The organism is Roseburia sp. AF25-13LB (assembly GCF_003478915.1).
GTDB lineage: Bacteria > Bacillota > Clostridia > Lachnospirales > Lachnospiraceae > Roseburia_C > Roseburia_C amylophila.
The window spans coordinates 423,259-435,828 of the sequence record NZ_QUFO01000001.1; the positions used below are offsets into that span (position 1 = coordinate 423,259).

13 protein-coding genes are annotated in these 12,570 nt (G+C 39.8%); 2 read left to right on the plus strand and 11 right to left on the minus strand.

The window, feature by feature from the left end; translation table 11 throughout:
- Positions 1-150: 150 nt before the first annotated feature.
- Positions 151-1,179: an FAD:protein FMN transferase gene (locus DWY37_RS02105; RefSeq protein WP_118544381.1), complete on the plus strand. Its 1,029-nt coding sequence runs from the start codon at positions 151-153 to the stop codon at positions 1,177-1,179.
- An 8-nt stretch (positions 1,180-1,187) separates the two neighbouring features.
- On the opposite strand, the gene DWY37_RS02110 is transcribed toward DWY37_RS02105, so the two are convergent.
- The 7 genes from DWY37_RS02110 to rsxC all read right to left on the minus strand — a co-directional run bounded on the left by DWY37_RS02110 (position 1,188) and on the right by rsxC (position 7,683).
- Entirely contained in the window at positions 1,188-2,585 is a 1,398-nt protein-coding gene (locus DWY37_RS02110) for an MATE family efflux transporter (protein WP_117698414.1), read from the minus strand.
- Positions 2,586-2,667: 82 nt separating this feature from the next.
- Positions 2,668-3,459, minus strand: coding sequence for an RnfABCDGE type electron transport complex subunit B (locus DWY37_RS02115; protein WP_117698415.1), 792 nt, complete (start codon positions 3,457-3,459; stop codon positions 2,668-2,670).
- A 13-nt stretch (positions 3,460-3,472) separates the two neighbouring features.
- Positions 3,473-4,048: an electron transport complex subunit RsxA gene (rsxA, locus tag DWY37_RS02120; RefSeq protein ID WP_022243743.1), complete on the minus strand. Its 576-nt coding sequence runs from the start codon at positions 4,046-4,048 to the stop codon at positions 3,473-3,475.
- A 14-nt stretch (positions 4,049-4,062) separates the two neighbouring features.
- A complete protein-coding gene (rsxE, locus tag DWY37_RS02125; RefSeq protein ID WP_022243742.1) occupies positions 4,063-4,785 on the minus strand; it encodes an electron transport complex subunit RsxE in 723 nt (240 codons plus the stop codon).
- The gene (locus DWY37_RS02130) at positions 4,785-5,393 is read right to left on the minus strand and encodes an RnfABCDGE type electron transport complex subunit G (protein ID WP_117841015.1); all 609 of its coding nucleotides are present in this window, start codon (positions 5,391-5,393) and stop codon (positions 4,785-4,787) included. The genes rsxE and DWY37_RS02130 overlap by 1 nt, the downstream gene beginning before the upstream one ends.
- Positions 5,386-6,333 (minus strand): RnfABCDGE type electron transport complex subunit D, encoded by a 948-nt coding sequence (locus DWY37_RS02135; RefSeq protein WP_022243740.1) that lies wholly within the window; start codon positions 6,331-6,333, stop codon positions 5,386-5,388. Before DWY37_RS02135 ends, DWY37_RS02130 begins: the two co-directional genes overlap by 8 nt.
- A gap of 21 nt (positions 6,334-6,354) precedes the next feature.
- Positions 6,355-7,683, minus strand: coding sequence for an electron transport complex subunit RsxC (gene rsxC / locus DWY37_RS02140; RefSeq protein WP_117698417.1), 1,329 nt, complete (start codon positions 7,681-7,683; stop codon positions 6,355-6,357).
- A gap of 196 nt (positions 7,684-7,879) precedes the next feature.
- Between rsxC and DWY37_RS02145 the strand changes: the two genes are divergently transcribed.
- Positions 7,880-8,986, plus strand: coding sequence for a ribonuclease H-like domain-containing protein (locus DWY37_RS02145; RefSeq protein WP_117697199.1), 1,107 nt, complete (start codon positions 7,880-7,882; stop codon positions 8,984-8,986).
- 170 nt (positions 8,987-9,156) lie between these two features.
- On the opposite strand, the gene DWY37_RS02150 is transcribed toward DWY37_RS02145, so the two are convergent.
- From DWY37_RS02150 to cmk, 4 genes are read right to left on the minus strand one after another with little or no spacing between them, the layout of a single operon-like run.
- Positions 9,157-9,930: a CheR family methyltransferase gene (locus DWY37_RS02150; RefSeq protein WP_117697197.1), complete on the minus strand. Its 774-nt coding sequence runs from the start codon at positions 9,928-9,930 to the stop codon at positions 9,157-9,159.
- A gap of 20 nt (positions 9,931-9,950) precedes the next feature.
- Positions 9,951-11,042 (minus strand): 30S ribosomal protein S1, encoded by a 1,092-nt coding sequence (gene rpsA / locus DWY37_RS02155; RefSeq protein WP_117697195.1) that lies wholly within the window; start codon positions 11,040-11,042, stop codon positions 9,951-9,953.
- Entirely contained in the window at positions 11,023-11,901 is an 879-nt protein-coding gene (gene ispH, locus DWY37_RS02160) for a 4-hydroxy-3-methylbut-2-enyl diphosphate reductase (protein WP_022243735.1), read from the minus strand. The genes rpsA and ispH overlap by 20 nt, the downstream gene beginning before the upstream one ends.
- Before the next feature lies 1 nt (position 11,902).
- On the minus strand, positions 11,903-12,568 hold the full coding sequence (cmk, locus tag DWY37_RS02165) for a (d)CMP kinase (protein ID WP_117697193.1): 666 nt from the start codon (positions 12,566-12,568) through the stop codon (positions 11,903-11,905).
- Positions 12,569-12,570: the final 2 nt, after the last annotated feature.

Below are 12,570 nucleotides of genomic sequence, written 5' to 3' on the forward strand. Positions count from 1 at the left end.
TATTCACTATCTGAATGCCGGTTATAATTTTTTATTCATATGCATACATTTTATACTTTATCATACCTTTCGAAAAAAATCATCTGTAAATTTTATCTTCCTTGTGCTATGCTTGTGCTATATGATTTTAAAAGAACCGGAGTATACATGATGAAAACAAAAAAGACGATATTTTCTTATAAATTAACCTGCAGTTTACTTGCTTTCTTTCTCTTCTTCTGCTCCTTCTCCTTCGTGGGATGCGGACGCAGCAAAGAACCCGTTTCCAAATCTGATTTTTATTTTAATACAGTCATTACTATTACACTATATGGAGAAGAAAATGCTTCTTATATTGATGACTGCTTCAAGCTTGCTTCCCATTATGAGAACCTTTTCAGCAATACCATCGCAGACAGCGATATCAGTAAAATAAACAATGCTGGTGGCACACCGGTTACTGTGGATGATGATACGATTGAATTATTACAAAAAGGTATTTATTATGGTGATTTAAGCCTGGGACAGTTCGATATCACCATTGGTAAATTGTCTTCACTCTGGGACTTTCCAAATAACAGCGGTACGGTTCCATCTGAATCTGATATTGAAGCCACACTTTCCACCATCGACTATCATGCGATTGTTATTGATGGAAACGAAGTTAGTCTTTCCAATCCGGATGCCATGATTGACTTGGGAGGCATCGCCAAAGGTTATATTGCTGATAAAATGAAAGATTATTTAAATGAAAAAGACATTACCTCCGGCATGATTAACCTTGGAGGCAATGTCCTTACGCTGGGTGATAAACCAGATGGAAGCAACTATAATATCGGTATCCAGAAACCATTTTCCGATGACGGCACTGCCATTGCCAGTGTTGAAGTCTCTGATGAAACGGTAGTAAGTTCCGGTGTTTATGAACGTTATTTCTATGTGGGTGATAACTTCTATCACCACATTTTAAATCCGAAAACCGGTTATCCTTATGACAATAACCTGCTGGGTGTCACCATTATCTGTCCGAAATCCGTAGATGGTGACGGACTTTCCACCACCTGTTTTGCTTTAGGATTAGAGGACGGCATGAAGCTGATAGAATCCTTGGATGACACGGAAGCCATTTTTATCACCGACAATTACGAACTTCATACCACATCCGGCATCGGCAGCAATATTCCATTTCACGAAATGTAAACATAATCCTATTGCTGCTCCATAACCATATTGTTGACCCAGATTTTCTTCTTTACCATAACATATCCGATGATGCATTTTATAATCTCTATCAACTGACAGGATAAATAAATAGATACAATCGGAACTCCTGTAAATCTGGTTAACACAAATGCCAGTGGAATATCTACCACCCAGATATAGACACTGTCAAAAAGAAAGGTAATGACTGTCCTGCCACCGGAACGCAGTGTGAAATAGGTTGCATGCATAAATCCATATAACGGCATGCAGGCTGATGCAATCCGGATAAATTGTTTTGCTAGTCCACGCACTTCTTCTGTCGTATTGTATATTCTTGGAAAGAACGGAGCAATCGCAAACATGCAGGCTCCTATAACAAAACAACAAAATACAGAAAATACAATCATCTTGCGGTCCGTATCCACCGCCTCTTCCAATTTACCAGCACCAAGCTGCTGTCCTACAATGATGGATATCGCACTTCCCAACGCAATAAATACAACATTAAAAAGATTGGCTACTGTATTTGATATATTAAATCCAGCTACAACAGCAAGACCTCTTGTGGAATAACACTGCATCAGGACTGCCATTCCTCCAGCCCATAAAGTTTCATTTAAAAGCAATGGTGTTCCTTTTATGATAATCTGTCGTACCAGTGTTCCCGGTATTTTAAAATCACGGTAAGCTCCTACAATAAAATGATTCTTATCTGCTCTCGCATGGGTCCACAAGACAACAATAATGCATTCCACAACTCTTGCCAATACGGTTGCTGCCGCTGCACCTCTTACTCCTAATGCAGGCAGTCCAAATGCACCAAATATTAATACATAGTCAAACATCAGATTTACTGCTACAGAAGCAATTCCAGCTTTCATCGGAAGAACCGTTTCTCCTGTTTCACGTAATGTCTGGGCATATGCCTGAATCAATGCAAAAGGAACCATGGATGGCATTACCGTCTGTAAATACTGTTTTGCATACAATAATGTAGCTTCAATATCTCCCGTGCTTCCTCCTTCATGCAAAAACAGCCGAATTAACGGTTCATTTGCAAAGCCCAATATCAGCATCCATATGACTGCTAAGAAACCACAGGCTACAATTTTAAAACGGAAGGCATCCCGCACTCCTTTATGGTCCCCTTTTCCATAAAACTGTGCCCCAAAAATGCCTGCACCGGATACTGCTCCAAAAATACAGATATTGTAAACCAGCATCAACTGATTGATGATTGCGACACCGGACATCTGCTCCGTTCCAACCAGTCCTACCATGATATTGTCCAAAAGACTCACAAAGTTAGTGATGGCATTCTGTATCATAATTGGAATAGCTACCAGCAGAACCATTTTATAAAAATCTTTATTTCCAATATACTTTTCTCTAAATTTTCTCATATCCAATCCTCATATAACATCAACTACGCAAAACGGGACTGCCAAATCAATGACAATCCCGTTCTTTCTATCACAGAAACGATTATAAAATAATCTTCTTCGGACATTTCTCGGCACAAATGCCACATCCGGTACATTTCTCCTGGTCGATATAAGCCACATTATCTACGACATGAACTGCATCATTTGGACAGTTCTTCTCACAGAGATGACAGCCAATACAACCTACGGAGCAGGCTTTCATAACGTCTTTGCCTTTATCCTTGGAACTGCACTGTACCAGATGCTTTGCTTCATATGGTACCAGCTCAATCAAGTGCTTCGGACAGGCTGCAACACATTTTCCACATGCCTTACATACTTCCTTATCCACCTTTGCAATACCATCTACAACATGGATTGCATCAAACGGACATGCCTTTACACAGTTTCCAAAGCCAAGGCAGCCATAGCTACAGCTCTTTGCTCCGCCGCCCGGAATAAATGCCATAGCAGCACAATCTTCTACTCCGGTATATTCATAATCATGACCGGCTTTTTCACAGGTTCCTGCACATTTTACAAAGGCAACCTGCTTTGCGCCTTCTTCTGCAGCAACTCCCATGATTTCACCGACTTTTGCTGCAACCGGCGCACCACCAACAGGACATCCATTGACCGGGGCATCACCTTTTACAATAGCAGCTGCAAGACCGGAACATCCGGCATAACCACAACCACCACAGTTATTTCCAGGAAGAACACCAACAATTGCTTCTTCCCTTTCATCTACTTCTACTTTGAACTTTTCTCCGGAAACGCCGAGGAAAAATCCAATAAAAAGTCCTACGCCGCCTACAATAACGGCTGCAATAATAATTGCCTGTACACTCATCTTTTCTTTCCTCCTAAATCATTCCTGAGAAGCCCATAAATGCAATGGACATCAGACATGCTGTAATTAACACAATTGCTGTTCCTTTAAATGGCTTAGGGATATCATTATATTCAATTTTTTCACGAATTCCTGCCATAATTGTAATAGCAATAAAGAATCCAAATGCGGTTGCAAAACCGTTTACAACGCCCTCTAAGATACCATACTCTTTGGTTACGTTGGTAAGTGCTACACCTAATACTGCACAGTTGGTTGTAATCAAAGGAAGATACACTCCAAGGCTCTTATAAAGAGCAGGCATGGATTTCTTTAAGAACATTTCTACAAACTGTACCAGCGCTGCGATTACAAGGATAAATACAATCGTCTGTAAATACTGTGTTCCCGTCGGAATCAGTATAAACTTATAAATCAATGAGGTAACAAAGGAGGATATCGTTATGACAAAGATAACGGCTCCACCCATTCCAGCAGCGGTCTCTGTTTTCTTTGATACACCCAAGAAAGGACAGATACCAAGGAACTGGCTTAATACTACGTTATTTACAATGGCTGAACCAATTGCAATCAATAATAATGTCTGCATCTGTCATATTCCTCCTATTCACTTTTTTCCTCTGCATCTGCAGCTTTCTTCTCTTTTTCGCTGCAGGTTGCAGACATGCTGCATCCGGCACAGTCTCCACTGATACAGCCGGCAGGCTCTGCCAGTGGTTTGCCTTTTGCTTCCATCTTCTGACGAACAATACTCATTAAAGCAACTAAGAATGCCAGTACCAAGAATGCACCCGGTGCCATAACAAAGATATTGATTGGTGTATACCATTTCAGTGAAAGAATCTGGAATCCAAACAACTGTCCTGCACCTAAAATCTCACGGACAATGCCAATACAGGTTAATCCGAAGGTAAATCCAAGTCCCATACCAACACCGTCTAAGATAGACAATACAGGTGGATTTTTAGATGCATAGCTTTCTGCTCGTCCAAGGATAATACAGTTAACAACAATAAGAGGGATATATACACCAAGCTGTTTAGCCAGTGCCGGTGTATAAGCCTTCATAATAAATTCTACAATGGTTACCAAAGATGCTACGATAACAATGTATGCCGGCATTCTGACACCATTTGGAATTGCTTTACGGAATAAGGAAATCAACAGGTTAGAGAAAATCAATACCACTGTTGTAGATAATCCCATTCCCAGTGCATTCATTGCTGATGTTGTTACTGCCAGTGTCGGACACATACCAAGCATCAGTACAAAGGTAGGATTTTCTTTAATCAATCCGTTATATACGCGTTCTAAATACTTATTCATTATTCAGCGCCTCCTTCCAATTCATTCTGGAAGTATGTAATGCAGGCATTTACACCATTGGTCATTGCTTTTGATGTAATGGTTGCACCGGAAATTGCTTCAATCTCGTTATCAGCAGATGGTGCCTGTTTCACAACGGTAAAGCTGTCTACATTCTTATTCTTATACTGTTTGGAGAAGTCTTCTGTCTTTGCCTTGTCTCCAAGTCCAGGTGTCTCTGACATACTGGTAACGGAATAGCCGTTTACGGTTCCATCATTCTTTATGCCAACAGAAAATGTGATATTACCCTGGCTTCCGTCTTTAGCTGTTACAGTAATCACATAGCCTAATACATTGCCATCTTTATCTAATGCTTCCTGCACACCATTGATTTCATCACTGTAACCATTCTGCTCTAACAGGCTGGCTGCGGCTTCTGCATCAAAATCATAGGTGGAAAAAGAATCTGCATCTTCAAACACTGCTTTGTATGCAGCCTGTGCAGTTGCCTCTTCTGCCTTTGCAATCGGATCCTTGGTAATCTCATATACCAGTCCGAGAATAAATCCGATTACTACGGTAAATACGGTTAAAATCAACGCGTCATGTACAATCTTCTTATTCATGCTGCTTTGCCTCCTTTACCTGTCCAAAGGCCTTTGGAATTGTAATCCTTTCAATCATAGGAACCAGAAGGTTGCTTAAAATAATTGCAAAGGATACACCTTCTGCGTTTGCTCCAAAGATACGGAATAATCCGGTAAGAATACCTAAAAGAATTCCATATAAAATCTGTCCCTTCGGTGTGATCGGTGATGTTACATAGTCGGTTGCCATAAAGAATGCACCAAGCATTAATCCACCACCACAAAGCTCAGCAACGATATAGTCGATGTCAAAGCCATGTCCGCCGAACAAGCTGATAAATACTACAAATGTAATGATATAGGTTCCCGGAATCCGAAGTGTAATGACACCCATCAGGATTAAGAACATTGCTCCAATTAAGATAGCAATAGCGGATGTCTCTCCGATGGTTCCGGCTGTCTTACCAATTAACATATTCATGGTATTAACAGCTCCAACGCCCTGTTCTCTGATCAGAGCCAGTGGAGTTGCTCCTGAATATCCATCTACAGTAAAGTTTGTCATGTCTGCGGCAAATGCTATCAGTAAAAAGCATCTTGCACCCAGTGCCGGGTTCATAAAGTTCTGTCCCAGTCCGCCAAACATCATTTTAACAATAACGATTGCAAATACACTGCCGATTACAGCTTCCCACCATGGAAGGGATGCCGGCAGGTTTAATGCAAGTAACAGTCCGGTAACTACCGCACTTAAATCACTGACGGTATTCTTCTTATGTACAATCAGATTGAAAATCCACTCTGATGCAATACAGCTTGCAACAGATACCAAAATCAATACTGCTGCTTTATATCCAAAATTAACAATACCAAATATACTTGTTGGAAGCAGAGCTATAATTACATAAAGCATGATTCTGCTTGTTGTATCTTTGGCTCGTACATGTGGTGATGATGATACATGATATAACTCACTCACAATAGTCCACCTCTTTCTTTGTTATTTATTTTTTTTCTTTTCAGCAAGAACCTGTTTTTTCATTGTCTTAATAAGCTGTGCTAACGGACGTTTTGCCGGGCAGATAAAACTGCAGCTTCCACATTCCACGCACTCAAGACCATGCCATTTTTCAAATTCTGCCATATCTCCATGCTCTGAGAATTTAGATAATCTGGATGGAACAATCTGTTCCGGACATGCTTCTACGCAACGACCACAATTGATGCATGCTGTTGCATCTGCATCTGCTTCTGCCACTTCATCTTTGGTCATACAAAGGAGTGCTGAAGTAGTCTTGGTTGTCGGCACATCTAATCCGAACATGGAAAAGCCCATCATTGGTCCACCGGAAATAATTTTCTCCGGCTGCTCTTTAAATCCACCGGCAGCATCTAAAAGTTCCTGGAAACTGGTTCCGATTAAGAACTCAAAGTTACCCGGCTCTTCTACTGCATCACCGGTAACTGTAAAGATTCTGCTTGTAACAGGTTTTCCTTCTTTTACTGCATGGTATACGGCAACCATGGTTGCAACATTATCTACGATACATCCTGCATCTGCCGGAAGCATCTTGGAATTAATTGCACGTTTGGTTACTGCATAAATAAGCTGACGTTCACCACCCTGTGGGTATTTTGTCATAAGAGGTGCGACCTCCATACGAGGCTCATCTTTCGTTAATTCTAATAATTTTGCGATACAATCCGGTTTATTATTCTCGACTGCAAATACACCCTTGGCATGTTCAAACATACTGAGAATAATACGCATGCCTTCTACCAGTTCTTCCGTGTGGTCTAACATGATGCGGTAATCAGATGTCAGATATGGTTCACACTCTGCACAGTTGGCAATAATATAGTCGATTTTTTCCGGTTCCTTCGGAGATAATTTTACGTGGGTTGGGAATCCTGCTCCACCCATACCAACAACTCCCGCTTCTTTTATACGGTTAATAATTTCTTCTTTGGAAAGAGCACTGACATCTTCTACTGCCTGATACTCTACCTCATTAAATTCACCATCGCTTTCAATTACAATGGAGTTCACCATATCACCTGTTGGAACTCTTCTTGGCTCAATTTTCTTAACAGTTCCGGATACGGACGCATGGATTGGTGCAGATACAAAGCCGCCTGCTTCTGCTATCTTCTGCCCCTTCAAAACGGTATCTCCTACCGCTACGATTGGTGTTGCCGGTGCTCCAATATGCTGCGATAATGGATATACCAGTTCACCTTTGGGTAATAATTCACGTATTGGCTTATCTTTTGATAAATCCTTTCCTTCGAAAGGATGGACGCCACCTTTAAATGTCATTAAACCCATCTTATGTGCCCCTCTTTCTATGATAGTATTGTACTGCATATGCAATGCATTTAACATAAAATGTATTATAACACAAATTAGTTTTTTTTGACACACTAAAAAGATTTTTTCTCAATATTTTTGTCGATTTTAAACAAGGAATGATTACTTTTTTCCCATACATCGTGTATAATAAAAAAATAACAGGAGGACAGATATGAAAACAATTGTACATGAAATTCCATATAGTCCGGCTTCGAATTTAGATGAGGAAATATTCACTGCTTCCTCTGTCTTTTTCGATATCGAAACTACCGGATTTTCCCCGGCTCATACCAGTCTTTATCTGATTGGATGTGCCTATCACATAGAACAGATGCTTTATATCAAACAGTTTTTTGCCGAAACACCGGAAGAAGAAAAAGAAGTACTTGAGCAGTTTCTTTTGCTATTAGACGGTTTTGATACAATTATCACTTTCAATGGAATCGGCTTTGATATTCCGTATCTGAAAGCAAAATGCAATACTTATGGATGTAACGAGCACTTTGCTGATTTTACTTATGTGGATATTTTCAAATCCATTTCCCAGATAAAGCATATTCTCCAGCTGCCAAATTACAAGCAGAAGACCATCGAAGCTTTTCTTGGTATTGGCAGGGATGACTTATATTCCGGCGGTGAATTGATTGAGATCTATCATTCGTATACCAAGGAACCACGTCCGGATAAATTGGAAATTCTTCTGCTCCACAACTACGAAGATGTTCTGGATATGCCTGCATTACTTCCCGTCTTATCCTATGTCCATCTGTTTTACGGACAGTATTTATCCTGCAGTGCTTCTGTTTCTGAATATACAGATTATAAGCAGCAGGAAAAGAAAGAACTGATTCTTTCTATTGAGCCGGAATTTCCATTTCCAAGGCATATTTCCTGCCGCATGGGTTCTGTTTATTTCTATGCAAAGGGCAAAAAATGCACCCTCTCCGTCCGTTTAGAAGAGGATGCCCTGAAATATTTCTTTCCAAATTATAAGGATTATTATTATCTTCCGGCTGAAGATACTGCAATGCACAAAAGTGTAGCATCATATGTCGATAAAGAACACCGCAGACAGGCTACCGCTGCCACCTGCTATACCCGGCATGAAGGAAGCTTTCTTCCACAGTACGAAGAGCTTATTTCTCCTTCTTTTAAACACGACTATAAGGAAAAAATATCTTACTTTGAACTTACGGAAAAATTTCTTTCATCTCCGGAGCTTATCAAAAGTTATGTAAATCACTTGTTAGACGCTATAAAAGCAAAAAAAATCAAGTGATACTCTTCCTGTACCGGCAGAAGCTGTCACTGGCAGTCTGTCGCCCAGTGCTGTCAGCTCTTTACGGATGCACATCCTCGCGGAGCGTTTTTTACTTTACAGGAAAGCAATTTCCTGTAAAAAAAGACCTCTTTCCCAATTTTGAGAATGAGGTCTTTACTATGTCATTATTATTTCTGAAAGAAAAATGACTGATGTCTTTTTAAATTCAACTCACGATAATTCATAATCTGCTCTGTACTTCCGATAAATAACATTCCATCTTTTGCCAAAGAATCATAGAACTTGCGATAAATCTCGTCTTTTGCTTCTTCTGTAAAATAAATTACTACATTTCTGCAGACAATCAAATGACAACCTGATGGATATGAATCCCGCAAAAGATTATGTTCCCGAAATTCTACATGCTTTTTGATTTCATCGGAAATCTTATAGGATTTTCCTACCTGTGTAAAATACTTACGCTTCAAATCATCCGGTACAGATTCAATGCTCTTTTCGTTATAAAGTCCAACTCTTGCTTTCTCAAGTACCTGTTTATCAATATCAGTAGCAATTATATGTATCTGGTTCAGCGGAACATGCTTTGATAAAGCCATTACAAGAGAGTATGGCTCATCTCCGGTAGAACACGCTGCACTCCAGATTTTTAAATTGCTGCCAAACTGTTTTATAAGTGCCGGGAAAACCTCTTCGTCCAAAAACTTCCACTGTTCCGGGTTCCGGTAAAATTCTGAAACATTAATAGTCAGGAAATTAATAAACTGGTCAAACTTCTCTTTATCTGTATGAAGCAGATGTACATACTCATCATAGGACTGAGCCTTATTCTTTACCAAAAGGCTGTCAATCCTACGACGCATCTGTTTCTCTTTGTAAGCATTTAAGTCAATCGTGGTCATTGCATATATATCTTTTTTAAACTTTTCATAGCCTTCAAACATATATGCTACCTCCTACCTTATTATTCTTCTGTAGGAACTTCTTCTGTATCAGTTTCCTCTTCTGGCAGAAGTGCTTTCATGCTTAAGCTGATTTTCTTGTCTTCTTCATTAAAGTCAACTACTTTAGCTTCTACTTCCTGACCTACTTTTAATACATCAGAAGGTTTCTCAACATGCTCTCTAGAAATCTGGGATACATGAAGTAATGCATCTACACCAGGAGCTAATTCTACGAATGCACCAAAGTCTGTCATTCTTGCTACAACACCTGTTACCACATTACCTACTGCATATTTCTCTGCAGCATTATTCCAAGGATTCTCATCCTCAAATTTCATGCTCAGTGCAATCTTACTCTCATTGATATCTTTGATGAATACTTTTACAGTATCGCCAACTTTGAATACTTTCTTAGGACTTTCAACACGTCCCCAGGACATTTCAGAAATATGTAACAGTCCGTCTGCTCCACCAAGGTCGATGAATGCGCCAAAGTCTGTTACGTTCTTTACTGTACCTTCTACAACATCACCAACATGGATTCTCTCCATGAGTTCTTTCTGTTTTTCAGCTTTCTCTGCTACTAAAAGCTGTTTTCTGTCACCAATAATTCTTCTCTTTCTTGGGTTGAACTCAGTGATTACAAATGAAATTTCCTGTCCTTCATACTTAGATAAATCTTTCTCGTAAGTATCTGATACAAGGCTTGCAGGAATAAATACTCTTGCTTCATCAACTACAACACTTAATCCACCGGATAATACCTGTGTAACCTTTGCGGTAAGCACTTCCTGATTGTTGAATGCTTCCTCTAAACGCTTGCTTCCTTTTTCAGCAGCAAGACGTTTGTAAGTAAGAAGTACCTGTCCTTCTCCATCATTTACCTTTAAAACTTTGGCTTCCATAGTGTCACCTACGGATACAACGGTGGTCAGGTCTACATTTGCTTCGTTCGTATATTCATTACGTGTAATAATTCCGTCTGACTTATATCCAATATTAAGGATGATCTCATCTGGCTTAACACCGATAACGACGCCTTCGACTACCTCTCCATTTCTTATTGTTTTAAAAGATTCTTCCAACATTTGTTCAAAACTCATTTCTGACATTATTTTGAACCTCCTCAATAATTTTATTTGGGGTAGATGCCCCTGCGGTAATACCTACGTTATCAATGGTCCGAAGTACTGCCGGATCCAAATCATCTATGGTTTGTATATAGTAAGTATTTGCACATTCGTTTTTACATATTTCAAATAACTTCTGTGTGTTGGAACTGCTCTTCCCACCAACCACAATCATCGCTTCAACTTCTTTTGCCAAAGCCCTCGACTGGGTCTGCCGCTCTTCCGTTGCATTACAGATTGTATTTAAAACAATTATATCATAACCTTTTTTATTTATAATTTCAACTAATTCTTGAAATTTATTGTAGTTAAATGTCGTTTGTGATACGATACAAACCTTTTTTCCTGCTGAAACCCGGAAATTTTCTGCTGCTTCCCTCGTTCCAATTACCGTAATTTCCTCTTCATTTCCCCATCCACGGATTCCTTCTACCTCCGGATGGCTGGCATTTCCGATAATTACAACATGATAACCGGCATCTCCATATTCCCGTACATGACGATGTATCTTCTTTACAAAAGGACAGGTGGCATCCACGATATGGTAACCGGCATTTTCTAATGTCTGATATATTTTTTCGCCTACACCATGGGAACGGATGACGATGGTTCCTTTTTCTGATTCTTCTATTTCTGAAATATCATGGATTACGGTTACGCCCTTTGCCTCTAAATCCTTTACCACTTCTTCATTATGAATAATCGGTCCGTAAGTATAAATCGGGTCTTTTATTCCATCCTTTGTTTCATCGTTTGTTTCAAGCTGTGCATAAACCATATCTACTGCACGCTTTACGCCAAAGCAGAAACCTGCACTTTTTGCAACTCTGACATTTTTCATATTAACATTTTTCCCTATAAATATTTTTGATGGTTTCTACCACTTCTTCAATTCCCATATCCGAAGAATCTACAAGAATGGCATCTTCTGCCTGCTTTAATGGTGAAATCTCCCGATGCATATCCTGATAATCACGGTCCGCAATATCTTTTTTAATCACTTCCAAGTCACAGGCAGCACCTTTTTCCTGCAATTCCTGATATCTTCTCTCGGCTCTTGTTTCAACACTTGCAGTAAGATAAATCTTTACCTGGGCATTCGGCAGCACACAGGTTCCGATATCTCTTCCATCCATGATAACATCTTTATCTGCTGCAAGCTTCTGCTGTAATTCAACCAGTTTTTTGCGGACTTCCTTATAAACACTGGTGGCAGATGCCATTTTTCCAACTTCTTCTTTCCGGATTTCTTTGCTGACATTCTCACCGTTTAAAAGCACCTGCTGTTCTCCGTTCTCATAAGCAATAGATACTTCCACGGTTTTACAGGCATCTGAAATTGCTGCCTCATCTTCCTTTGCAATGTCATTTCTCATAAAATACAATGCCATACTCCGATACATGGCTCCTGTATCTACATATATAAAAGAAAGTTCCTTTGCAAGCTGTTTTGCTATAGTGCTTTTTCCGGCTCCTGCCGGTCCGTCGATTGCTATATTAAAGCTCATTT

Coding starts and splice junctions, on each gene's coding strand:
- DWY37_RS02105 (WP_118544381.1), top strand. CDS start 151: ATGAAAACAAAAAAGACGATATTTTCTTATAAATTAACCTGCAGTTTA.
- DWY37_RS02110 (WP_117698414.1), bottom strand. CDS start 2,585: ATGAGAAAATTTAGAGAAAAGTATATTGGAAATAAAGATTTTTATAAA.
- DWY37_RS02115 (WP_117698415.1), bottom strand. CDS start 3,459: ATGAGTGTACAGGCAATTATTATTGCAGCCGTTATTGTAGGCGGCGTA.
- rsxA (WP_022243743.1), bottom strand. CDS start 4,048: ATGCAGACATTATTATTGATTGCAATTGGTTCAGCCATTGTAAATAAC.
- rsxE (WP_022243742.1), bottom strand. CDS start 4,785: ATGAATAAGTATTTAGAACGCGTATATAACGGATTGATTAAAGAAAAT.
- DWY37_RS02130 (WP_117841015.1), bottom strand. CDS start 5,393: ATGAATAAGAAGATTGTACATGACGCGTTGATTTTAACCGTATTTACC.
- rsxC (WP_117698417.1), bottom strand. CDS start 7,683: ATGGGTTTAATGACATTTAAAGGTGGCGTCCATCCTTTCGAAGGAAAG.
- DWY37_RS02145 (WP_117697199.1), top strand. CDS start 7,880: ATGAAAACAATTGTACATGAAATTCCATATAGTCCGGCTTCGAATTTA.
- DWY37_RS02150 (WP_117697197.1), bottom strand. CDS start 9,930: ATGTTTGAAGGCTATGAAAAGTTTAAAAAAGATATATATGCAATGACC.
- rpsA (WP_117697195.1), bottom strand. CDS start 11,042: ATGTCAGAAATGAGTTTTGAACAAATGTTGGAAGAATCTTTTAAAACA.
- ispH (WP_022243735.1), bottom strand. CDS start 11,901: ATGAAAAATGTCAGAGTTGCAAAAAGTGCAGGTTTCTGCTTTGGCGTA.
- cmk (WP_117697193.1), bottom strand. CDS start 12,568: ATGAGCTTTAATATAGCAATCGACGGACCGGCAGGAGCCGGAAAAAGC.